This is a genomic window from Bacillus sp. FSL K6-6540, assembly GCF_038007545.1.
The window spans coordinates 6,735,860-6,758,796 of sequence record NZ_JBBOXH010000001.1 but is presented as its reverse complement, the minus strand read 5'-3'; the positions used below and the strand labels follow the sequence as shown (position 1 = coordinate 6,758,796).

At 54.0% G+C, this 22,937-nt stretch carries 18 protein-coding genes; 9 read left to right on the top strand and 9 right to left on the bottom strand.

The annotated features are described in order from the left end of the window. The first annotated feature begins 12 nt into the window (after positions 1-12). The 5 genes from MHH82_RS30495 (at position 13) to MHH82_RS30475 (ending at position 8,023) form a co-directional block, all read left to right on the top strand. Positions 13-774 (top strand): alpha/beta hydrolase, encoded by a 762-nt coding sequence (locus MHH82_RS30495; protein ID WP_015737777.1) that lies wholly within the window; start codon positions 13-15, stop codon positions 772-774. A gap of 198 nt (positions 775-972) precedes the next feature. Beyond that, positions 973-3,138, top strand: coding sequence for a glycoside hydrolase family 3 N-terminal domain-containing protein (locus tag MHH82_RS30490; protein WP_340969270.1), 2,166 nt, complete (start codon positions 973-975; stop codon positions 3,136-3,138). Positions 3,139-3,178: 40 nt separating this feature from the next. Then, positions 3,179-6,556 (top strand): GH36-type glycosyl hydrolase domain-containing protein, encoded by a 3,378-nt coding sequence (locus tag MHH82_RS30485; RefSeq protein ID WP_340969268.1) that lies wholly within the window; start codon positions 3,179-3,181, stop codon positions 6,554-6,556. Between the two features lie 82 nt (positions 6,557-6,638). Next, positions 6,639-7,136 carry a GNAT family N-acetyltransferase gene (locus MHH82_RS30480; protein ID WP_015737774.1) on the top strand — a complete coding sequence of 166 codons (498 nt, stop codon included), beginning with the start codon at positions 6,639-6,641 and terminating at the stop codon, positions 7,134-7,136. A gap of 227 nt (positions 7,137-7,363) precedes the next feature. After that, positions 7,364-8,023, top strand: a complete 660-nt coding sequence (locus MHH82_RS30475; protein ID WP_251501291.1) for an MOSC domain-containing protein — start codon at positions 7,364-7,366, stop codon at positions 8,021-8,023. A 160-nt stretch (positions 8,024-8,183) separates the two neighbouring features. Here the strand turns inward: MHH82_RS30475 and MHH82_RS30470 are convergent, their stop codons facing one another. Beyond that, positions 8,184-8,732 carry a GNAT family N-acetyltransferase gene (locus tag MHH82_RS30470; RefSeq protein ID WP_009594522.1) on the bottom strand — a complete coding sequence of 183 codons (549 nt, stop codon included), beginning with the start codon at positions 8,730-8,732 and terminating at the stop codon, positions 8,184-8,186. A gap of 48 nt (positions 8,733-8,780) precedes the next feature. Next, on the bottom strand, positions 8,781-9,035 hold the full coding sequence (locus MHH82_RS30465; protein ID WP_036662061.1) for a DUF2164 domain-containing protein: 255 nt from the start codon (positions 9,033-9,035) through the stop codon (positions 8,781-8,783). A gap of 276 nt (positions 9,036-9,311) precedes the next feature. On the opposite strand from MHH82_RS30465, the gene MHH82_RS30460 reads away from it, so the two are divergent. Then, positions 9,312-11,030 carry a glutamine--tRNA ligase/YqeY domain fusion protein gene (locus MHH82_RS30460; protein ID WP_340969265.1) on the top strand — a complete coding sequence of 573 codons (1,719 nt, stop codon included), beginning with the start codon at positions 9,312-9,314 and terminating at the stop codon, positions 11,028-11,030. A gap of 164 nt (positions 11,031-11,194) precedes the next feature. Here MHH82_RS30460 and MHH82_RS30455 read toward each other — a convergent pair whose 3' ends face one another. After that, positions 11,195-12,430 carry an MFS transporter gene (locus MHH82_RS30455; RefSeq protein ID WP_015737771.1) on the bottom strand — a complete coding sequence of 412 codons (1,236 nt, stop codon included), beginning with the start codon at positions 12,428-12,430 and terminating at the stop codon, positions 11,195-11,197. Positions 12,431-12,619: 189 nt separating this feature from the next. Between MHH82_RS30455 and mobA the strand changes: the two genes are divergently transcribed. Next, the gene (mobA, locus tag MHH82_RS30450) at positions 12,620-13,264 is read left to right on the top strand and encodes a molybdenum cofactor guanylyltransferase (RefSeq protein ID WP_340969263.1); all 645 of its coding nucleotides are present in this window, start codon (positions 12,620-12,622) and stop codon (positions 13,262-13,264) included. A 123-nt stretch (positions 13,265-13,387) separates the two neighbouring features. Here mobA and moaA read toward each other — a convergent pair whose 3' ends face one another. Beyond that, entirely contained in the window at positions 13,388-14,392 is a 1,005-nt protein-coding gene (moaA, locus tag MHH82_RS30445; RefSeq protein ID WP_340969262.1) for a GTP 3',8-cyclase MoaA, read from the bottom strand. Positions 14,393-14,736: 344 nt separating this feature from the next. Here moaA and MHH82_RS30440 point away from each other — a divergent pair, with 344 nt between their 5' ends. Beyond that, positions 14,737-15,414 (top strand): TorD/DmsD family molecular chaperone, encoded by a 678-nt coding sequence (locus tag MHH82_RS30440; RefSeq protein WP_340969260.1) that lies wholly within the window; start codon positions 14,737-14,739, stop codon positions 15,412-15,414. Between the two features lie 81 nt (positions 15,415-15,495). Here MHH82_RS30440 and MHH82_RS30435 read toward each other — a convergent pair whose 3' ends face one another. The 5 genes from MHH82_RS30435 to MHH82_RS30415 form a co-directional block, all read right to left on the bottom strand. Further along, complete coding sequence (locus MHH82_RS30435) at positions 15,496-18,729, bottom strand: efflux RND transporter permease subunit (protein WP_145039336.1); 3,234 nt, start codon at positions 18,727-18,729, stop codon at positions 15,496-15,498. Between the two features lie 27 nt (positions 18,730-18,756). After that, positions 18,757-19,710: a TetR/AcrR family transcriptional regulator gene (locus MHH82_RS30430; protein WP_145039333.1), complete on the bottom strand. Its 954-nt coding sequence runs from the start codon at positions 19,708-19,710 to the stop codon at positions 18,757-18,759. A 152-nt stretch (positions 19,711-19,862) separates the two neighbouring features. After that, a complete protein-coding gene (locus MHH82_RS30425; RefSeq protein WP_340969257.1) occupies positions 19,863-20,177 on the bottom strand; it encodes a DMT family transporter in 315 nt (104 codons plus the stop codon). Then, positions 20,177-20,518: a DMT family transporter gene (locus MHH82_RS30420; RefSeq protein WP_015737764.1), complete on the bottom strand. Its 342-nt coding sequence runs from the start codon at positions 20,516-20,518 to the stop codon at positions 20,177-20,179. The genes MHH82_RS30425 and MHH82_RS30420 overlap by 1 nt, the downstream gene beginning before the upstream one ends. Before the next feature lie 97 nt (positions 20,519-20,615). Next, positions 20,616-21,212, bottom strand: coding sequence for a TetR/AcrR family transcriptional regulator (locus MHH82_RS30415; RefSeq protein ID WP_036662072.1), 597 nt, complete (start codon positions 21,210-21,212; stop codon positions 20,616-20,618). A 201-nt stretch (positions 21,213-21,413) separates the two neighbouring features. Between MHH82_RS30415 and cls the strand changes: the two genes are divergently transcribed. Next, complete coding sequence (cls, locus tag MHH82_RS30410) at positions 21,414-22,916, top strand: cardiolipin synthase (RefSeq protein ID WP_251501298.1); 1,503 nt, start codon at positions 21,414-21,416, stop codon at positions 22,914-22,916. The last annotated feature ends 21 nt before the right edge of the window (positions 22,917-22,937 follow it).

Sequence of the window (22,937 nt, the reverse complement as noted above, 5' to 3'; positions counted from 1 at the left end):
GAGATGAGGAACTTGGCATGGATCACGTGTGATTTTTATTCCGAAACACTACAGCTGTCTACCGGCATCGAGGTTTTTATACCGCAAGCCGCGCTGATGCCATACGGTTCTTCTTCGAAGCTGCCGGTGCTTTATTTGCTTCACGGCCGCGGCGCGGACCAGACCGAATGGATGCGCAGATCGTCCATCGAGCGGTACGCCGAGGATAAAGGCATCGCACTCGTGATGCCGGGAGTCGGACGAAGCTATTATATGGACATGGCCAACGGTCCGTCTTACTTTACCTTCCTGAGCGAAGAGCTTCCGCAGCTGGTTCAGTCGTTCTTTCCGGTGTCCGGACGCAGGGAAGATACCTTTGTCGCCGGAATTTCCATGGGCGGGTATGGCGCATTTAAGCTGGCCATGAGTTATCCGGAGCGTTATGCGGCCGGCGCAAGCCTGTCGGGAGGGCTGGATCTCGCCAGCCGGGCTGCAGGACCGGGCTTCCAGGAACACGAAATCCGTACCCTGTTCGGAAGCGTCGACCGATTGCGGGGAAGCCGGGACGACTTGCTGTATTTAGCTTCGGAATTCGCAGCATATGGGGGTAACAAACCGATGCTGTATCAGTGCTGCGGAACGGAAGACTTTTTATATCATGATAACCAAACGTTTAGACGATATGCGGACAGTCTGGGGATTCCGATGACATACGAGGAAGAACCGGGCGGACATGAATGGGGATATTGGGACCGTAAAATTCAGCGTGTGCTGGATTGGCTGCCACTGCCCTGATTTTTTCGTCCGTTTTTATTGAAACGTTTCGATTGTGTCACAGACACAGGCTGATTTTCTCGCTTTTTAAACAATGGATGTATAGGTAGAAAATCCTATTAACTATAAGGTTTTATGAATATATTTCATGGTTTGAGCAAGAATCAAAACGTTTCGAATTGACTAGATCGTGAAGGTTAAGACATAGGAGGATGGGAAATGGCAGATCAACAACTGACTTCTCTGGTCGAGCAGATGACGCTGGAGGAAAAAATTGCGCAGCTTATACAACTGGCCGTCCCTTTTTTCGAAGGAGCTCAAGAATCGGGGCAAATTACAGGACCGATGGAGTCGCTGGGCATCACCGATGAGATCGTAAGCAATGCAGGCTCGGTGCTGGGCTTGGCGGGGGCGGAGGAAGTGATAGCCGTCCAAGAAGCGCATATGCGCAAAAATCGATTAAAAATTCCGCTGCTCATGATGGCCGATATCGTACACGGCTTCAAAACGATCTTCCCGGTGCCGCTGGCCATGGGAAGCTCGTGGGACCCTGTCCTTGCGGAGCGGAGCGCAGAAATCGCCGCGCGCGAAGCAGCGGTATCCGGCCTCCACGTGACATTTGCGCCGATGGTGGACCTTGTGCGCGATCCGCGCTGGGGACGCGTGATGGAGTCGACCGGTGAAGATCCCTATCTGAACAGTGAATTTGCAAGAGCGTTTGTCAGAGGTTTTCAAGGCGACGACTTCAGTGGCGATGTAAACCGGCTGGCCGCGTGCGTGAAGCATTTTGCCGCCTATGGAGCCGGTGAAGGCGGCCGCGATTACAACACGGTGGATATGTCCGAGCGCCAGCTCCGGGAGTATTACTTGCCTGCGTACAAGGCCGCGCTGGATGAGGGAGTCGAGATGGTCATGACCGCCTTTAATACCGTCGATGGCATACCGGCTACAGGCAATAAGCGGCTGATGCGCGATTTACTGCGTCGCGAATGGGGATTTGACGGCGTGTTGATTTCCGACTGGGGAGCGGTCAAAGAGCTGATCCCTCACGGAGTTGCCGAGGACGAGGCAGAAGCAGCGTTAAGAGCCATCGAGGCTGGCGTGGACATCGAGATGATGACCTCCAGCTACGTGCATCATTTGCCGCAAATGGTACGCGATGGACGGGTGGATGAGAGCCTGATCGATGAAGCGGTGCTGCGCATTCTGTCATTGAAAAAGCGTCTTGGACTGTTCGAGCGTCCTGTGCGGGGAGCCGACCCGCAAGCCGAACGGGAGATCGTGTTCTGCGAGGAGCACCGTCAGGCGGCCCGTGAAGCCGCCGCGAAATCCTGCGTGCTCCTGAAGAACGACTCCCTGCTGCCGCTGAGAGGCGGTCAGCGCGTAGCCTTGATCGGCCCGTTCGCTGCCAGCGGCGACATACTCGGCCCATGGTCCTGGACAGGCGCTAAAGAAGATGCCGTCACGCTGGAGCAGGGACTGCGGTCCAAGCTGCCTTCCGGTGCGCTGACGGTGGCCGCGGGCTGCAGCGTGAGCGCTATGACCGGTCAGCAGCTGGAAGAGGCGATGGGAACCGCGAAGGAAGCCGATGTGATCGTGCTGGCACTGGGCGAGGATTCCGAGATGAGCGGCGAAGCCGGCAGCCGCGGGTTTATCACGCTGCCGCAGCCGCAGCTCGAATTGATCTGCCATTTGAAAACGCTGGGGAAGCCGATGGCAGCCGTCTTGTTCAACGGCCGCCCGCTGGATTTGCACGGCGTGCTGAATGAGGCCGATGCCGTGCTGGAAGCCTGGTTCCCGGGAAGCGAAGGCGGGGCGGCCATCGCTTCGCTGCTGACGGGCGAGATCAATCCTTCCGGCCGTCTCAGCATGTCGTTCCCTTATTCCGTCGGACAGGTGCCGGTCTATTACAACCATTATAATACCGGGCGGCCGAAGGGTGCGCCGGATGCGCAGATGCGCTATGTATCGCAGTATTTGGACATTCCGAATGAGCCGCTGCTGCCCTTTGGATTCGGCCTAAGCTATACCGAATTCGAATACGGAAACATGGAGCTTTCAGCGGAAGAGATGTCTTCGGAACAGCCGCTTGAGATCAAAGTATCTGTTACGAATGCCGGCGATATGGCCGGGGAAGAAGTCGTCCAGCTGTACGTCCGCGACTGTTCCGGCGAGGTCGTCAGACCGGTCCGGGAACTGAAGGATTTCCGCAAGGTGCTGCTGCAGCCGGGAGAACGGCAGGAAATCACCTTTATCCTGACCGAAGAACAGCTGCGTTATCACCATTCGGACCTGTCCTTCACGAGCGATGCCGGCGAGTTCGACCTCATGGTCGGAAGGAATAGCCGGGATACGGAGATCAGACGTTTTCGGCTTCGGAAATAACGCGACCAACATCATATATGCAGAATAGGAAGTGAAACTTGTGACAGCCAATCATGTAATGAACGATGCGAAAGTTGTACTCCAGGCGGGAGAATTGACGTTTTCCTTTTTGCCGAGCGGGGATCTTTATCAAGCTGCTTACGGCACGACGATGATCAATCAACTGCTCTCCAATTCGATTGACGGCGCCCTCAACAATTTGTTTCTGAGAATCCATACCGAAGACGGCATCGAGGCCGTTCCCATGCTCGGGGTGCATTCCCGAAGCGTGGTCACGCATGCGGATAACCGGATGATGTGGGAAGGCAGCGTCAAGGGAGTGGTCTATACGATACGGTTTACCCCAACGGATGCCGGTGCGTGGTTTTGGGACATCGAACTCCAAGGGGAAGGAATACAAGCCGACGTCGTCTACGGGCAGGATATCGGGATTGCCCTTCCGGGCGCCGTTCGAAACAATGAAGCGTACCTGTCCCAATACATCGACCATGCCGTGTTCCGTCAGGAAGATCGGGGTTATGTCGTGTGCTCCCGCCAAAATCAGCCGCAGGGTGGCGCATTCCCTTATCTTCAGCAGGGATCGCTGACATCGGCGGTCGGGTATGCCACGGACGGCTTTCAGTTCTTCGGTCTTTCCTATAAAGAGACGAATCGGGCAGAGGCTTTATTCAAAGAGAACCTCCCGAATGAGGTATATCAATACGAGTTTGCCTATACGGCTCTGCAGTCCCCTCGCGTAACGTTGAACGGGACGGCCCGGTTCGTATTCTACGGTTTGTTTAAGGAGGATCATCCGGATGCCGTCACTGCGCTCGAATACCAGGAGGAGCTCCAGGCCGCCTGGCAGCAGGCGGAAGCACGCCGTTTGACCGATACGGGCAATAAGCTGCCGCAGATGGAACGTTCCGACCGCTTCGGCGAACCTCTGCAGACCGTGCCGCTGACGGCAGACGAACTGAACGCACTGTATCCTGTACGCCGCCAAGAGGAGAGAGACGGGGAAACGCTGCTTTCGTTCTTCACGGACACCTATGAGCATATCGTCTTGAAGGAGAAGGAGCTTCGCGTGGAGCGTCCGCACGGCCATATCTTGATGAGCGGCAACAACGTCAAGCTGGGCAGCCCGGTCATCACGACCACCTCCTACATGTATGGCGTGTTTAATTCCCAGCTGGTGACGGGAAACACGAACTTTAACAAAATGATGAGTCATGCGCGGAACGCGCTGAACGTGCCCAAGACTTCCGGACAGCGGATCTATGTCGAGATGGACGGACAGTACCGCCTCTTGACGATGCCGTCCGTGTTCGAGATCGGTTTTAACTATGTACGCTGGTATTACAAAACCGAAAACGACAAGCTGATCATCACGAACTTCACGTCCGCCGCGACACCGGAGGTTACGCTTCAGGTCCGTTCCGAAAGCGGAAGAGCCTACCGTTATCTGGTGACCATGCAGATGACGATGGATGTCAACGAATATGAAGTGCCGTATCATGTGGTCCAGGAAGACGGCGTCCTCACGTTCCGTGCCGACTCGGCTTCGCTGAGCGCGTCCGTGTACAAGGATCTGCATTATCGGCTTGGGGTGACGGGAGCCGATATGCAGGTGACGGACGAAACCTGTCTGGCAAGCAACATCGCGCCAGGGAGCGCTTCCTTAACGGTGCTTGAGCTCGCCGAGAGTGTCGAGTGGGCCATGACGGTGCAAGGCAGCCTTGATGCAGCGGATGCTCCAATCGAGGCGCGGAATGCGGATGAGGAGATTGCAAACTATCGTTCGTTTTACGCATCCGTTATGAACGGGTTCCATCTGAGCTTGAACAACGGGCAGGATGACGGCTTATTCAAAGTCAATGCGCTTGCCTGGTGGTATACGCACAATATGCTCGTCCATTATTCGGTGCCGCACGGGTTGGAACAGTACGGCGGTGCGGCGTGGGGAACGCGCGATGTATGCCAGGGGCCCGTGGAATACTTCATGGCCACGCATAAATACGAGCAGGTCCGCGACATCCTGCTTGAGGTGTATTCCCACCAATATGAGGATGACGGAAACTGGCCGCAGTGGTTCATGTTTGATAAGTATGCCCATATCCAGCAGGAAGAGAGCCACGGCGACATCATCGTATGGCCGCTGAAGGTGCTGGGCGATTATTTGGCCGTTACCAACGATTACAGCATCCTGGAGTCGGCCGTTCCTTACACGAGAAAGCACAGCTTCGATTTTACGGAGCGGACGTACACCGTGCTTGAACACGTGAAGAAGCAAATAGCCTATATTCAGGAGCATTTCCTACATGGTACCCATCTGTCTTCGTATGGGGACGGGGACTGGGACGATACGCTGCAGCCGGCTAACGCCCAGCTGAAGCAGTTCATGGTCAGCAGCTGGACGGTCGCCTTGACGTATCAGACCTTGAACCAGTTCTCCCGCGTCATGGAAAGCGTGGATCAAGCGATGTCGGGTGCGATGGGGGAACTCGCTGAAGGAATTCAGCGGGATTTCAATACGTATATCCTGAACTCCGAAGTCATTCCGGGCTTTGTCTATATGGAGAGCAAGGAGCAGAGCAGATTCCTGCTGCATCCTTCCGATCAGGAAACGGGGATCCAGTACCGCCTGCTGCCGATGACCCGCAGCATGATCAGCGAGCTGTTGACCCCGGAGCAGGCGGCCAGCCATTATGAGATTATTCGGGAGCAGCTGTTCTGTCCGGACGGCGTAAGGCTGATGAACCGCCCGGCGGTATATGCCGGCGGCGTCAGCACGCACTTTAAGCGGGCGGAGCAAGCGGCGAATTTCGGCCGGGAGGTTGGCCTTCAATATGTGCATGCGCATATCCGCTTTGTCGAAGCCATGGCCAAGCTCGGCAAGAGCAGCGAGGTTTGGAGCGGGCTTGAGCGCATCAACCCGATCGGCATCACCGAGGTGGTGCCGAATGCGGAGCTGCGCCAGAGCAATGCTTATTTCAGCAGCTCGGACGGAAAGTTCAACACGCGCTACGAAGCCCAGGAATCGTTTGATGCGCTGCGCAGCGGAGACATACCTGTCAAAGGGGGATGGCGGATTTATTCCAGCGGTCCGGGGATCTACATGAATCAGCTGATCTCCAATGCGCTGGGCATCCGCGAAGCGGGTGGCGACCTGGTGATCGACCCGGTTCTGCCGAAGGCGCTGGATGGTTTGGAGTTCCAATTCAACTATGCCGGCGTGCCGGTAACATTCGTTTATCATATGGATGGCGCTGAGCGGACCCGTGTCACGATTAACGGGCAGGATGTATCCGCGAATACGGTCCAGAACCGCTACCGCACGGGAGGCGTTCGCATCTCGGGCGAAGATTTCAAGCGGTTGACCGGAAATGACGAACAAGGCTGCGTCGTGGATATTTACTGCGGCGTTCATGAACAATAAATCGTAACCCGTGAAACTCGTCTGCAGGAACCGAACCGGTCTGTTATAATGGAGGGAATGGTTATCGAAGCGAGGGATGTCGATGAAGACCCGTCAAGAGACAGTGACGATCCGGTTCTCGGAAATGAAGGATGCCGCTGCGCTTATGGAACTCGACGAACTGGTATGGGATCGCAATACGGCCCCGGAGCCCCTGAAATGGAGCTCGCGGGACCATTATCTTCTGCAGTGTCCGCCAGGCACGCAGCTTGTTGCGCTGCATGAAGGGGAGCTGTGCGGTTACGTCGGCTTCCGTTCGCCCACAGGCCTTAACAGCAATCGCCATGTGCTCGAGCTGAACATCGCGGTCCACCCTGCCCATCAGCGGCAGGGCATCGGACAGCGGCTGATCGAGGCGGCGAAGGATATGGCGCGGGTGGAAGGCATTGCGAAGCTGAGGCTGCGGGTGCTGTCCAGCAACCCGGGCGCGCTCTCCTTTTACAGAAACTGCGGGTTTAAGGAAGAGGGGCGGCTGATTCGGGAGTTCTACGTGGATGGACGTTACGTTGATGATATTTTAATGTGTTACTTCTTATCATGATTCCCCTCAGGATATCACCCTGGTCCGGTTCACGGATGCGAAAGAGATGAGATCATAGGCTTGAACAGTCCGGCGGTTTTGCCGGGTTGTTCGTATGATTAGGTCAACCGGAGAGTTCTGGTTGGCCTTTTTGTTTTTGGGGTCCTCCCACTGAAACGGCTTCTGGACAAGGGCATACCCGATTGCATATAGTAGATGAAAAGAAAGATAGCGGAGGTTGTTTTTCCATGACCATGGGCATTGTATCGCTGAATGTGGGAAAGCCTGTAACGGTGGATTACCAGGGGAAGGACCTGTCTACCGGAATTTATAAGCAGCCTGTGGAAGGCTCCTTGTTTCTAAGTTCATTGAATTTCGAAGGGGACGGGCAAGCCGATCTCATCAATCACGGCGGCTTGGATAAGGCGGTGTGCGCGTATCCTTCGGAGCATTATCCGTATTGGGAACGGTCCTTGGGCAAACCGATGCCGTATGCCGCATTCGGCGAAAATCTGACGCTGCGAGGGCTGCTGGAGGATGAAGTCCGCATCGGAGACGTATACCGGGTAGGGGAGGCGGTACTGCAGGTCAGCCAGCCCCGATATCCCTGCTTTAAGCTGTCGCAAAAGCATGGCGTCAAGGACATGCCGGCAAGGGTGCTGAACACGGGTTACAGCGGTTTTTATTTCCGCGTGCTCGAGGAAGGAAGCATCAGCGCAGACTCCCCCGTTACCCGGCTTGATTCCCAAGCTTCCGGCATCACGGTGCTGGAAGTGCTTCGCATGATGAAGGACGGGCGAAAGGATGAACAAGGGCTTGAGCGCATGCTGGAGATCGACGAACTCGCCTCAAGCTTGAAGTCGCAATTCGGGACATGGCTGGCGACCCTTCGAAGCCGTCAGGATTGAAGTCGCGAGGACTCTTGCCAAGCTCTAAGCCAAGGTTAGCCCGCGTTCTAGAACACATACGGACAACAAAAACGGCTTGCGTCCTTTTGGTAGGATACAAGCCGTTTTTTTTATTGGAATTATAGAAAATGCCAGTACCGGCGAAGCTAAACCGTATGCGTTACCTCATCCGCTTCCATTCGCTCTGAATCATGCCGTAGACCGCATGGTTGACATAGCCTTGGGGCAGCTTCTCAGCTTCCCGTATGACTCCCTCAAGGACAAAGCCCAGACGTTCCGGAATCGCCCGGCTGCGATGGTTAGCCGTTGCGCATCGAATCTCCACCCGGTTCAGGCCCATGCGCATCAGCGCGTGATCCGTGAACGCGCGGCACGCGCTTGTCATCAGGCCTTGCCCCGTAAAATGCTGATCCAGCCAGTAGCCGATGCCGACCGAGCGATTGTTCCAATCGATCTCGTGAAACGAGATCGTGCCCGCCAGCTCCTCGCGCACCCAGATGCCTGCCGAGAAGCCGCCATTGTCGGCTGCTTGCTTCATGGCACCCTTGATATAGTTGAGGGTATCGTTAACCTCGGTGACGGCATCCACCCACGGAAGCCACTTGCGAAGACGGTCACGCGACCGGTCGGTAATCTCGAACATCGCCCGTGCATGTTCGATGGCAAGCGGGCGCAATTCAACATGATCGTCCAATGTGTATCCAAACATACGGTATCTCCTTTGTTCTCCATTGCGAAGTATAAAGTATATGTGCCTCTAACGAGTTCGCTTCACTTTTTGCTCCAATGCGTAAATATCTTCTTCCAGGGAAATCATGCGCTGATTGACAACCGTTCGGCAGTCGCTGAGCGCTTGATTGTATAGATGAGGCCCCAAGGTCTCCACGAAAAAATCAAGAACACTCTCTGCGGCCAGATTTCCGAGGGTTTCGCCGCGTTCCGTTTCAAAGTATTCCTGCACCAATTCAATCAGCTGTTCGCGCTGTTCTTTTGGAAATTTGCTGGGCTTCATAAGATGATGGCCGGCCTCCTTCAAACACTGTTTTTCTCTCCATGCTACCCTATTAAAAAGCCCCCGTCAAAATGATTTTCGCTGCTATATCCGGCTAAGGGAGGAGCCTCTGCAAACAGGTTGAGGACTTGTAGTTATCGCCTGCCGGCCCCCCTGTCCCAAGTCGCGGGCTTACTGCGCGGGAGTGCCGAATTCCTTGAACAATCGCGTCATTACAGGTATATTTAAGAGAAACACGTTTATACAGGAGATAGACAGAAATTACAGGACGAAAGGTTGATCAACGTGGAGAACCATCGGGGCACCCCCTCCAATTTTATAAAGAATGTTATTACCGAAGACCTGAAGTCCGGTAAAGTCAAGGAGATCGTTACCCGTTTCCCGCCGGAGCCGAACGGTTACCTGCATATTGGACATGCCAAGGCCATTTGGATCAATTTTACGCTGGCCGATGAATTCGGCGGACGGACACACTTGCGGTTTGATGACACGAACCCGGTGAAGGAAGACATCGAGTACGTGAACTCCATCAAGGAAGACGTGAAGTGGCTTGGCTTCGATTGGGAAGAGCTGCGGTTCGCGTCCGATTATTTTGAAGAGATGTACAATCGCGCGGTGCTGCTGATTAAGAAAGGGAAGGCTTACGTGGACGACCAGTCCGCTGACCAAATCCGCCAAACGCGCGGAACCTTGACCGAGCCTGGACAGAACAGTCCATACCGGGACCGCAGCGTGGAAGAGAACCTGGATCTGTTCGAGCGGATGCGCAAAGGGGAATTCGCCAACGGTGAACGTGTGCTGCGCGCCAAGATCGATATGGCTTCCCCGAATATCAATCTGCGGGATCCGGTCATCTACCGGATCTCCCACGCGCATCATCACAATACAGGGGATAAGTGGTGCATCTATCCGATGTATGCTTTTGCCCATCCGCTGGAGGATGCCATCGAAGGGGTTACGCATTCCCTGTGCTCCCTGGAGTTTGAAGATCAGCGCCCGTTCTATGATTGGGTCGTGGCGGAATGCGAGATGGACAGTACGCCGCATCAGTACGAATTCGGTCGTCTGAACGTGGCGCAGACGGTTACAAGCAAGCGCAAACTGAAGCAGCTGGTCGACGAGAATGTGGTGGACGGCTGGGATGATCCGCGCATGCCGACGATCTCCGGACTTCGCCGTCTGGGCTATACGCCGGAAGCCATTCGCAATTTCGTGTTCGAGACGGGAATCTCGAAGGCTTACGGCACGGTGGACCGCCAAGTGATGGAGCACTTTATCCGTGAAGACCTGAAGCTGAAGGCGCCCCGCACGATGGCCGTGCTGGACCCGCTGAAGGTGGTTATTACGAACTACCCTGAAGGTCAGGTCGAATGGCTGGATGCCGAGAACAACACGGAGAATCCGGAGATGGGGATCCGCCAGATTCCGTTCTCGCGCGAGATTTATATTGAGCAAGAGGATTTCATGGAAGATCCGCCGAGCAAATATTTCCGCTTGTTCCCGGGCAATGAGGTCCGGTTGAAGCATGCGTTTTTCATCAAGTGCAATGACGTGATCAAAGACGAGAACGGCAAGGTCGTCGAAATTCACTGCACATACGATCCGGAGACGAAGAGCGGCAGCGGCTTTACCGGACGCAAGGTGAAGGGGACGATTCACTGGGTGGAGGCCACGCAGGCCGTGCCTGCCGAATTCCGTCTGTTCGAACCGCTGTTCAAGGACGAAGACGAAGAAGCGGAATTGGTACACGAGGTTGCAGGCGAAGCGGAGGAGGCAGCTGCCGAGAAGTCCTTCTTGGACGACATCAATCCAAATTCGCTGCAAATCGTGCAAGGCTTCGTGGAGCCGAATATGAAGGATGCAGCGCCGCAGGACAAGTTCCAGTTCTTCCGCCACGGATATTTCAACGTCGACTCGAAGTATTCGCAGCCAGGACGTCCGGTATTTAACCGCGTGGTTTCCCTGAAGAGCTCGTTCCAGCTTCCGAAGAACTAAACAAGCCAGAGAATAAAAAAAGGCACGGGTAGGCGCTGATCAGGTCGACCTGGCCCCTAAACGTAAACAAGACTCGAAGATTCCGTTCCAGGATTCATTCGAGTCTTGTTATATTTACGGTGATATCATCTTGGAAGTGAAATCGTACGGGAGATAACTTCGCGTTAACTCGCAGCGTACTCCTCGATCTCGTCGTCTTCGGGATCGTCCGGGTGCAGCGGCTGGTATCCGTGCCTGCGCAGGTTATACCACATCCAGCCAAAGCCGATGGCACCCACGATGGCAAGCATCGTACCGGTCCGGTACATGGCCTGCGCTCCGAAGTTCTGGAACATCCAGCCGCCGGCAAGGCCGCCGATGACACCGGATATGCCGCTCCAGCTTAAGGTATAGATCGCTTGGCCGGAGGCGCGGTACGGCGTCGGAACAAACAGCATTGTCAGCTGAACGCCGACATAGAAGTAGCCGCCGAAGGTAACGCAGTGCAGCAGCTGGATGAAGGCGACCTCCAGCGGGCTGTTGGCTTCGGCCATAAGCAGCCAGCGGAGCGCGAAGAGCAGGCTGACAATCGTCAGGCAGCCCACCAGGACGTTGATTTTCCGTTTCAGGAAGCGGTCAAACAGAATGAAGATCAGCACTTCGAATATCGATGAGAAGAAGATGGCGAGGCCGACCGTCTGCTTGGTCCCGCCCAGCTCCAGAATGTATAGGGACATAAAGGTATTGTTCGCCGTGTTCGGGATGGATACCATGATGCCTAACAGGATGAACCAGACAAAATAGGAGTTCAGGAACAGCCTGCTGAGCCCCCTGAGGCTGACCGATGCCGATGCCGCCGTTTTCTGAATGGAGGGCAGCGTAAACATGAACACGGCCGCCACCAGCAGCATGATCGAGAACACGATGGCGATGCGTCCCGACCCGAGCCGGTCGATGACAGGCCCGGCAGCGATGGCCGTCAGCGCCCATCCGAGCGAGCCCCACAGCCGGAACGAGCCGAATTTTTGCTGAGTTCCATCAATATAGGTCAGAATCAGCGAATTTGTCTGCGAGAACATCGGCGTCTGAAAAAAATAAAAGAAAATCATCGTCATGTATATCATTGCATAGGTATTCGCCTGAAAAACAAGCTGAACCAGCAGCAGTGTACCGGTCATCATGATCAGCAGCACGCGTTTGATGTTGGCCGCCCGGTCACTCCAGAATCCCCAGAACGGATTGGCGAAGATGGACACAAATGGCGCAATCGCCATCAGGCTGCCGATTTCGATTTTGCTCATGCCGATATCTTGCAAATACAACTGGAAGAAACCGGTGAAGATGACCATGGTTCCGTAAATGAAGAAGTTGAACAGCTTGAGCGATGTCAGCGAAGGTTGAGCATTGTCCATATTCCGCAAGTAGGTCATTCCTTTCAAACCGAATACAATCCATAATCGCGGTATAAGAAAAAAAGCCGCTTTCCTTTCAATGTATCACGCATTGAAAAGGGATACAAACCATCTTTTAAATGATTTTCCATTATTCTGGATATTAACCTATAAACTGAATCCGATTTTTTATAACTTGAAGAAAGGCTGGTGGAGCATATGAGCGTTCACTCCCAAGATGTTCGTCTGCCATCGGGTCAAGTGACGGGAATCGCCCTTGCTGGAGGAGCCTCCCGGAGAATGGGGAGAAACAAGGCGCTGCTGCCCATGGAGGGGATGAGTTTGATTGAACGGACGGTCCACGCGCTGGACAAAGTCAGCGGAAGGGTGATCCTGTCTACCAATGACCCGGAATCTTATCAATTCCTCGGCTTGGAATGCGTCCCCGACCTCTATGTCGGACAAGGTCCGATGGCGGGCCTTCACGCCGCCCTGAAGTCTTCCCGGAGCACATGGAATCTGGTCGCAGCTTGCGACATGCCTTATATCCACGAGCGGTTTCTCCAGGGGCTGCTGGATCTGGCGAACAAGCAGGACACGGCTGAGGCCGTAATCCCGGTCGTGGAAGGAAGGATGCACCCGCTGCTGGCAGCGTATCGCAGAGAGACCGCGGAAAGCCTTGAGCGCAGGCTGATCCGGGGGCAGCTCCGCATGGTGGAGTGGGTGCAGGAGCTGAATGCCGTCTTTGCGAATGAGGAGGAATTAGCGGAGGTTACCGGCCTTGATCCGCGCCGAATCTTATTTAACATGAATACGCCCGTGGATTACGAGGCCGCAGGCGGTCTGCTGAATACGGAAGAATGATCGTCCCCTGCACGCATCCTATAAAAATAGCCCCGCCATTCGAATGCTTGGCGGGGCTTTCTAGTATATAAAGGCGGTTTGCTTTGGTTATGCTGATTCTGCTCTCATGCGCTGAGCAGAAGCTCATCCGCCGATCTGCGACATGCGCCGGGCCGTAGGAGTATGGCTTTGGGCCTTTTTCTCCAGCGCGAGCGCCATTTCATGATTCAGCGGCTTGGCGCCGAGCGCTTTGCGGAACAGGTTCGCCACCGCCGAAGGGTCATCGATGACGCGGCGCACGTTAAATTCGTCCGACCAATATAGGCAAGCCTTGATATGGCCGTCGGCCGTCAGCCTGAGCCGGTTGCAGGAATCGCAGAAATGATCGCTGACCGGATGGATCAAACCGAACGTTCCCGTTGCTCCAACCACCTTCATATTGCGCGAAGGACCGTTGCCGGAAGGGCCCTGCTCTTCTTGAATGGCCCAGCCGGCCTCTTGGCACACTTCGGATACCCGGCTCAGCGGCAGGTACGAATCCCGCCAGGTATCGGATGCTTGGCCGATCGGCATGTATTCAATAAAGCGGACATGAAGGGGACGATCAAGCGTCAGGGCGATAAAGTCGCGAATCTCGTCCTCATTGAAGCCCTTCATTAACACCATGTTCAGCTTGATCGGATTCAGGCCGGCTTCATAAGCGGCTTCAATGCCTTCCAGCACTTTATGCACCCGGCCGCCGCGCGTGATGCGAGCGTAACGCTCTTCCTGGAGCGAATCCAGGCTGATGTTGATGCGGGTGAGTCCCGCTTCCTTCAGCAGGCGGGCCTTGGATGGGAGCATGATCCCGTTGGTGGTGAGGGATATATCTTGAACTCCTTCAATGGAAGCAATCTGATGGACCAAGGTTTCCAGATCCTTGCGCACAAGCGGCTCGCCGCCGGTAAGGCGTACTTTGGAGACGCCCATGGGGGCCAGAACGCGCATGATCGAGGCGATCTCTTCATAGCTCATAATCTGATCGTGAGGTTGGAATTCCATCCCTTCTTCCGGCATACAATATACACAACGAAGATTGCACCGATCCGTCACCGAGATTCGAATATAATCATGGACACGACCGAAGGAATCTTTAAGCGGTTCGATCATGGAAATCCCCCTTTATACTAGCGTGCATGGTCACATTGTAGCCATTCCCCGAACAGGAGTCAATGCGTTGTAAGGGTCATGTCAGCCGGACAAGCCGCACGGATAAGTTCAAGGATTTGTGAGAAGTATCACAGAAAACGCTTTCTAAATCAGGTATATTGAACCTGTGGACCAAAGCTTTCTCCCCTTGAAAGCGAGTAGTGACATTCTAGATTTCCGAAAGTTTCCTGATTTTTCCGAAATTTTCGGAAATCATTTCAAACTGCTTTCATTAGACGTTCATCTAAGATATACTGTCAAGGATATCACATCCAACAAGAAAGGTTACCAATAGGAGGTTCGATATGGCGATATCACCTGTTCAAACTTTGGAGGTGCCTGACGTCTGTCACAGGTGGCTTGAAAACCGGGGGACGGTCTACGAGCTGCTGATTGATTTTTTGGGAAATTGGCCCAGCTTGTCTATGATTGCGGAATGGAGCCGCGGGAGCGGAATTAGCAAGGCGGCGGAGTGTTCGAAGGCCGGTACGGAACTGATGAAATATTTATGCGGACGCTCGCCTGAGGAATTGGTTCGGATTTGCGAATATGAGGGGGCGGAATACCGTCGTCTGCTTCAGCTGTCCAAACCTCGCCAGGCCGCGGAATCCCATTATACGAAGGATGGATGCGCTCAGGATTTGGCCGAGTGTTATGCATCCGCCGGTGTTGCCTTTAATAAACTGCATGGCGAAGCGGACGATCATATAGCCATTGAACTGGAATTTATGACGCTGCTTCATGACCGTATGCTGAACAATACGTATTGTGAAGATAGCATGTTGCAATTAATGGAGGTACAAGAGAAACTTCTGGAGGAGCATCTGTTGTCATGGGTGCCATCCCTCTGCAAGGATCTGAAGGGGTCCACGCAAAGCCCGCTATACCAGTCGTTATTCAGCCTGCTGGAGGAATTCCTCGCACAGGATCTGAACATGCTGAAGACCTGGAAGCATTCCAAGGAAGCCATGCTGGTGCATTAGCGCCAGAATCATATCATCGTCAACAAACAGAACAACGCCCCGGCCTCCTAATGTAGGAGGCCGGGGCGTTTGGTTTTCTAATTAATCTTCGATTCTCTTCTTGCTGAACTTCATCAGGAACTCGTACACGATCGGTACAACCACGAGTGTCAGCAGCGTGGAACTGATCAGGCCGCCAATAACCGTGATGCCGAGTCCTTTCGAGATGATGCCTGCGCTGCTCTCCCAGCCGAATACGAGAGGCAGGAGCGCGCCGATGGTTGCCAGTGCCGTCATCAGAATCGGACGAAGACGGGTAGCGCCGGCTTCGAGCAGGGCTTCGCGCGTGCTCATTCCTTCGCGTTCCATATGGATCACGCGGTCGATCAACACGATCGCGTTCGTCACCACGATACCGATCAGCATGAGCACGCCCATCAGTGCAGACACGTTCAGTGTTTCGCCCGTGACGAGCAGGCCTATGATAGCGCCGATGACAATGAACGGCAGCGAGAACAGGATGGCGAATGGAGCGAGTCCCCCGCCAAACGTAACCACGAGTACAAAGTATACGATAGCGATGGCCGCCAGCATCGCAAGCCCGAGCTGTCCGAAGGTTTCGTTAATTTGCTCGGTGACGCCTCCGAATTGGACGGACACGCCGTCTGGAAGCTCAAGCTTGTTCACTTCGGTCTCCAGGTTGGTCGAAGCCGAGCCTACATCGCTGGACAGGATGTCGGCTGTGACACTCACAACCATTTTACCGTCGATGCGCGTAATGGAATCCGGAGTGGTTCCTTTTTCCACCTTGGCCACATCCTTGATCGGTACTTCGATGCCAAGCGGAGAGGTCACGGTTTCGTTCTCGATTTCCTTAATGCTCTTATAGGTTTTGCTGTCCGCTTCAATATAAACATTGTAGGTTTTGTCTTCGATCTTGACTTCGGTCAAGACCGGACGTTCCCGTACCGGGGCCAGCTTCATGGCCAGCTGTCCGGCCGTCAGGCCCAGTGAGCTGAGCTTCTCTTGATCGGCTACCAGCGTGTACTGCTCAAACGCTTCGGACAAGCTGGTTTCCGCATTTTCAAACGTCGCGGTATCCTTGTTCGCAAGCTCTGCGATTTGATCGGCCACCGGCTTGATCTGCTCCAGCGAGTCGCCGAAGACGTTCACCGTCAGCTGGCTGCCGCCAAAGCCGCCGGCTGCCATGTCCATATTGGACCAAGTGCCGTCCGGCACTTCCTTGGCAAGATCTTCGATGAGCGTCTTTTTGACGTCTTCGAAGTTTTTCGTGTCCGGATCATACATAACGTAGAACAATCCTGAATTGGCGGAGCCCATGCCCAGCGGATTGCTTCCGCCGATGGAGTATTGCATCGATTGCACGCCTGGTTGATCCAGGATCAGCTTCTCGGCTTTTAAGGCTCGATCCTCAACATCCTCCAGCATTACGCCAGGCTCAGGTGAATAGGTGACCATCGCGTATTTGTCTTCCTGTTCCGGAATAAAGCTTACGCCCAGGTACTTGGTCAAGAACAAGCTTCCAACGAGCAGCACGATGGCTGCCAGGAAGGTAATCGCTTTGTGATTCAAGGTCCATTTCAAGATGGAGCGATAGCCGCGGGCCATGGCACCCGGCTTCTCTTCATGATCATGTGTGTTCTTCAAGCCTTTGCGGAACAGGCTGTGCGCCATGGCAGGTACGAGCGTAATCGCCACGACCAGGGAAGCAAGCAGGGCAAAGACCATCGTCAATGCAAACGGCATGAACAGCTCTCCTACCATGCCGCTGACCAATGTAAGCGGCAGGAATACCGCGATGGTCACGATGGTGGAGGACATGATCGGCACAAACATTTCGCGCGTAGCGGCGCTGATGAGCTCTCGGCCCTTCAATTTCTCGGTCGAGAGGGACATGCGCCGGTAAATATTCTCGATAACCACGATGGAGTCATCGACAACCCGGCCGATGGCAACGGTCATGGCGCCGAGCGACATCATGTTCAAGGTGATATCCATTTGCTTCAGGCACAGAACCGCAATCAGCAAGGACAGCGGGATCGAAATGATCGAAATAATCGTCGAACGGATGTTGCGCAGGAAGACCATAATGATCAGAACGGCGAACAACGCACCGAATAATGCCTTGGAAAGCATCGTATGGACAGAGTCCTCAATCGGCTTTCCTTGGTCCAGCATGATCGTCAGATCCATGCCAGGATACAGGCCTCTCAATTCTTCGGCCTTGTCTTTGACCTGGTTCACGACGTCAACCGTGTTGGCATCGTTTGCTTTTACGATTTGGATACCGATCGATTCCTTCCCGTTGGTGCGGGAGATGGATTCCGAGGAGCCGATCACTTCAATTTTGGCAATCTCGCTCAGTTTGACGGTTGGAATGCCGGCTGGCATACCAGGAGCACTATTTTGTCCACCAGCGCCAGCACCAGCACCAGCACCGGCAGCGGCTTCAGCGCCAGGCACGGCTTGCTGACCGGCCCCAGCAGCATCGCCAGGCGGCTGTTGCTGCTGGCCTGCACCGGCATTCGGAGCACCGGCGCCGGCAGACGCATCCGCCCCGCCGCCACCCGGAATGACCGGAATGGCGATATTCTTCAGATCGTCGATGCCGATGATGCCGCCATCAACGGCAACGGCTTTTTGGGACTTTTCCATTTCGAACATGCCGAGCGGAGCGTACAGCGCCGAACCCTGAACGATACCTTTGACGGTATCCTCGGTCAGGCCAAGCTCGCTCATTTTGTCCTGGTTAAACTTAAGCTGTACCTCATTCACGAATTGGCCGGCTACCTGGATGGAAGCAACCCCGTCCAAATCCTCCAGCTCGGGAACGATGTCATTCTCCGTGATGCGGGTCAATTCATCCAATTCCATGTTGTCCTTGTTAGCAATGCTTAACGAGACAACCGGCATGGAGCTCATGCTGAATTTGGATATGGTAGGTTTCTGGGCGTCGTCAGGCAGCTTTACCTCGTTGATGGCTTCGCGAACAGCCGCCGTAGCGTTGTCCAGATCACTACCATAATCAAACTCAACCATGACATTCGCTGCATTCTCCATGGAAGTGGAGGTTACGGTTTTGACGCCGTCGATATTGCGGAGTCTCGTCTCGAGCGGTTTGGTTACATCCTCCACAACGCCTTCGGGAGATGCACCAGGATAGATGGCGGTGACACTCAAGAACGGAACGTTAATATCCGGAATGGTTTCTTGCTTCATCGTCAGTCCGCCGTACAATCCACCGAAGCTGACGATGATGGTCAGCAGCCAGATCGCAAACTTGTTGCGCAGCGAGAAATTGATAATTCCTTTCATTAGGCGATTCTCTCTCCTCTCCAAACTCTATGTCTCTAATTTGAACGAATTCCCCTGCATCATGCCGCCGGGCGTAAGATAGCTTTCAAGCACAGTCGAAATGGTGCCCTTGAGCTCGGTATACAATGCTTCGATTTCCTCGATCCCCTCCAAGTTAGCAAGCATTCCTTTCAGAACGGCCCGGCTGGGCTGGAGGCCAAGCAGCTCTTTCTCCATAATATTGAGGGATTCCATCGCATCTTCCCGCTCTTCCGGCTCGGCCTGAACCTTCTTCAGCTCGCTTTTCATTGCCTTAATGACGATCAGCGGATGGCGCTGTTTGGGAACGTCGGTCTGGCATAATTGGCCCAATTGGCCAACCGCCTCCATCGGGATCAGCGGCTCCGGCCGTCTGCGAAGAATGCTGGCTACGATATCATCAAGCAGCTGGATCTGGTGATCTGCGGTGATTCCCACGTTCAAATGGAATCCCGGCATGAACAGAAAACGGATATACGAGCCCAGCATGCTGGCCATAAACATGCCGATCTCAATCGTATACGGCTCAACGTCCGGTCCATAAATGGTTTTCAGCTTATTGTTAAACCACTGCAATGCAGCAAGCATCTCCAGTCGCATGTTTTCCTTGTCAAAAGGCGGTTTTCCCGGCATCTGATCATGGATTTGCTTCAGGAGAAATTCCCGGATCTCTAGAAAATGGATCAGAAGCACTTCCGTCTGTTTACGCAGCTGTTCCTTAGGCGCTAGCAGCGGATCGTGATCGACCCGGAGAATCTCGTCTTTGATCCGGCCTGCGATATGCTCGTAAATGCTCTTTTCCAATTCCTCTTTGGACTTGAAATGAAGATAGAGGCTGCCTTTCGACATCCCGCATACTTCGGCGATTTCCTGCATGGAGGTAACCGAAGAGCCCTTCGCGGAAAACAGCTGCATCGCAGTGATGAGAATTTGCTGTCGTTTTTCTGCCGTTTTATCAGCCAATCAATAGCTCACCTCGCTTGAGAACTTATCGGTTCTTGGATTGACCATAAGGTCAAGAACTATTATATACAAAAAAGAACGACCGTTTCAACTTTACTACGGTCGTCCTTTTCGTTAGGTTCTGAAAACTTGCGATTTTTCTTGAAAAAATATTAGCTGATCAATTTCAGGCCCACGGCCGAGCACAGGATCATGGCGATAAACAACACTCTCCGCCATTCCTTGGGCTCCCCGAACAGAAACATGCCGGTCAAGGCCCCGCCGACCGTACCGATCCCCGTCCAGATCGCATAAGCGGTCCCCATGGGCAGCTCGGTCATGGCGTAGGAGAGGAGGGAGAAGCTGGCGGCGAAGGATAAGGCCAAAATCAGTACATAACGCCAGCCTTTGCGATCCGACACGCCTTTGATGCCGATGACGCCGCCGATTTCGAATAATCCGGCAAATATAAGCGCAATCCAAGCCATTATTTACTCACCTCCGGTTCGGCGTGATCAGCCGTAACAAGCTTAAGGCCGATAACGCCGGCAAGCAGCACGCAGATCAGAAGCACCTTGACCAGTTTAAACGGCTCTCCGAAGAACAGCATTTCGGACGCGACCGTTCCGGCGGTGCCGATCCCCGTAAAGACGGCATATACGGTTCCGACTGGCAGCCGTTTGGCCGCCTCGATAATAAGATAGAAGCTCGCTGCGATGGCGGCCAAGGTCCCAAGCCATTCCCAGATGTTGGAGGAATGCTTCAACCCCATCACCCATATGATTTCAACCAATCCAGCCAGCAGCACGTAACCCCAGTTGCGATTCATTATGTTTGTCACTCCTTTTACGAAAAGAACGGTAACCTTACATTACAAATTCTTTCGACTACAACTTCCTGCTTAGGATGCGTCATTCCATCAGGATTTAACTCTTGTGGTTATATCTTTGCTTCGTTACCCCTAACCAATACACAGGCCAAGCAGCTGTAAGGCGTCTTGAGGCCCGCTCTTCCCCGCCGTACACGGTTTCCAGATGGATCCCGTCCACCAAGGTCATAAAGGCTATCGCCGCATTGCGCGGATGACGGATGATGCGGCCCTGCTCCGGGCAGCCCGCGGCAAGCAGCTTCGACAGGTTCTGCTCCTGTTGATCCAGTAGCGGATACACCATCGCCATCACTTCGTCATACAGCGTGCTAGGCGGGAAGAAGGCCATCCGCATGAAGAACTGGACCTCGTCATCCATTTGATAAGCTTGGAGACGATTCTCAAGAAATCCGTGCAGCTGCTGCTCCAGCGGCCAATCGGAATGGTCAAGGAAATAGGCTACCATCATTTCCTCCTGACGATGGAATACGTCCTGGAGCACTTGCAGAAACAAATCCTTCTTACTCGAAAAATGGGCGTATATAGACGGTTTCTTGATACCGCAATCGTCGGCGATATGTTTTAGCGATGCCCCTTCGTAACCGTTTTTGGCAAAGTGGGCAAGAGCGGACTGTTTAATGTCGGCGGCACTCATTGAATTCCTCCTAACTAACGATCGTTAGTTATATTTCTATCAAATGGCGTCAGCATTGTCAATCTCTTTTTTCTGGGACATCGGGCACTTGCCGACCCAAGGAGAACAGTCTTTAGTTCCTGGGGGAGATCATGTAGAATATGTGTGACCAGCATCGTGCATACAGAGACAGAAACGATGAAGAACAAGGGGTAAATGGATATGAGAAAGGGAATAGAGGCTGTACTGATCACCGCGCTATTGTTCGCGTTTTATTATTTTGGCATGCATTATTTCGGGAAGACGACAGGGACGGTTATCGGGATATTCTCTACGCTGACCGTCGTATCCATCGGATTCATGATTTTTATGGAGAATCGCCATCCTTCCAGCACCATGGCCTGGATCCTGCTGCTGGCGCTTGTCCCCATCGTCGGGCTCGTTTTTTATTTTTTGTTCGGACAGAACTATTTCAAACGGAGAAAATACGATAAAAAGGCGAGGAAGGACGGCCTGGTATACACCAGCGAGGTCCTGCGAAAGAACACACCCGACGTCTCCTGCTTCAAGCCGGAAGTGCAGCAGCTGCTTCAGCTGTCCACCCGGCTTGCGCGCACGCCGATATCGTTCTCAAGCGACACGAAGGTGCTGACCGATGGGGAAGAGACCTTTACTGCATTGATTGCGGAGCTGGAGCAAGCGGCGCACCATATTCATATGGAATATTACATTTACCGCCCGGATGCGATCGGAACGCAGATCCAGGAAATTTTGATACGGAAGGCGAGGCAAGGGATTGCCGTGCGATTTATGGTAGACGCCGTCGGCAGCCTGCAGCTTCCGCCTTCCTTCCTGCAGGAGATGCGGGATGCGGGCGTGCAGGTGGCCGTGTTCGGCAGTCCCAAGACGATCTTCTTCACGAGCCGCGTGAATTACCGCAATCATCGCAAAATCGTCGTGATCGACGGCAGCGTCGGGTTCGTTGGCGGCTTGAATGTGGGTGACGAGTATTTAAGCCGCAGCAAAGCATTCGGTTTCTGGCGCGACACCCATATGCTTGTCCGGGGAGAAGCGGTTCGGACGCTCCAGGTTGTATTTTTGCAGGATTGGCAGTATATGACGGGGGAGCAGCCGAACGAGCCGATCTATTACTCCCCGGATTTGCTGGAGAACCGCAGCGGTGCCGTACAGATTATCGCAAGCGGTCCGGATAATGAACGGAGAGCCCTCAAGAACATTTTTTTCTCCATGATTGTGTCGGCTCGTAAGTCGGTGTGGTTGGCTACGCCTTATTTTATACCGGATGAGGACATTCTTACCGCGCTTAGGGTTGCCGCCTTATCGGGTCTTGACGTGCGCATTCTGTTTCCGTCAAAGCCGGACAAGTGGCTGCCCTTCCTCGCGTCCCATTCCTATTTCCCGGCCCTGCTGGATGTTGGGGTAAGGGTCTATGAATACGAAAAAGGGTTCATGCACTCCAAGCTGCTGATCGTCGACGGCGAGGTGGCCACCATCGGAACGGCCAATATGGACATGCGGAGCTTCCATCTTAATTTTGAAGTCAACGCATTGCTCGTACACACGGACAGCGTAAGCAAGCTGGTATCCGATTTCGAGCATGACCTGGAATCCGCCATCGTGTACGACCGCCATCATACCCGCAAAAAGAGAATCATGACACGGCTGCTTGAATCCGCTGCCCGGCTGATGTCCCCCTTGTTGTAAACGCAGCGGAAGAAGCCGGGA

Coding starts and splice junctions, on each gene's coding strand:
- MHH82_RS30490 (WP_340969270.1), top strand. CDS start 973: ATGGCAGATCAACAACTGACTTCTCTGGTCGAGCAGATGACGCTGGAG.
- MHH82_RS30480 (WP_015737774.1), top strand. CDS start 6,639: ATGAAGACCCGTCAAGAGACAGTGACGATCCGGTTCTCGGAAATGAAG.
- MHH82_RS30475 (WP_251501291.1), top strand. CDS start 7,364: ATGACCATGGGCATTGTATCGCTGAATGTGGGAAAGCCTGTAACGGTG.
- MHH82_RS30470 (WP_009594522.1), bottom strand. CDS start 8,732: ATGTTTGGATACACATTGGACGATCATGTTGAATTGCGCCCGCTTGCC.
- MHH82_RS30465 (WP_036662061.1), bottom strand. CDS start 9,035: ATGAAGCCCAGCAAATTTCCAAAAGAACAGCGCGAACAGCTGATTGAA.
- mobA (WP_340969263.1), top strand. CDS start 12,620: ATGAGCGTTCACTCCCAAGATGTTCGTCTGCCATCGGGTCAAGTGACG.
- moaA (WP_340969262.1), bottom strand. CDS start 14,392: ATGATCGAACCGCTTAAAGATTCCTTCGGTCGTGTCCATGATTATATT.
- MHH82_RS30440 (WP_340969260.1), top strand. CDS start 14,737: ATGGCGATATCACCTGTTCAAACTTTGGAGGTGCCTGACGTCTGTCAC.
- MHH82_RS30435 (WP_145039336.1), bottom strand. CDS start 18,729: ATGAAAGGAATTATCAATTTCTCGCTGCGCAACAAGTTTGCGATCTGG.
- MHH82_RS30425 (WP_340969257.1), bottom strand. CDS start 20,177: ATGGCTTGGATTGCGCTTATATTTGCCGGATTATTCGAAATCGGCGGC.
- MHH82_RS30420 (WP_015737764.1), bottom strand. CDS start 20,518: ATGAATCGCAACTGGGGTTACGTGCTGCTGGCTGGATTGGTTGAAATC.
- MHH82_RS30415 (WP_036662072.1), bottom strand. CDS start 21,212: ATGAGTGCCGCCGACATTAAACAGTCCGCTCTTGCCCACTTTGCCAAA.
- cls (WP_251501298.1), top strand. CDS start 21,414: ATGAGAAAGGGAATAGAGGCTGTACTGATCACCGCGCTATTGTTCGCG.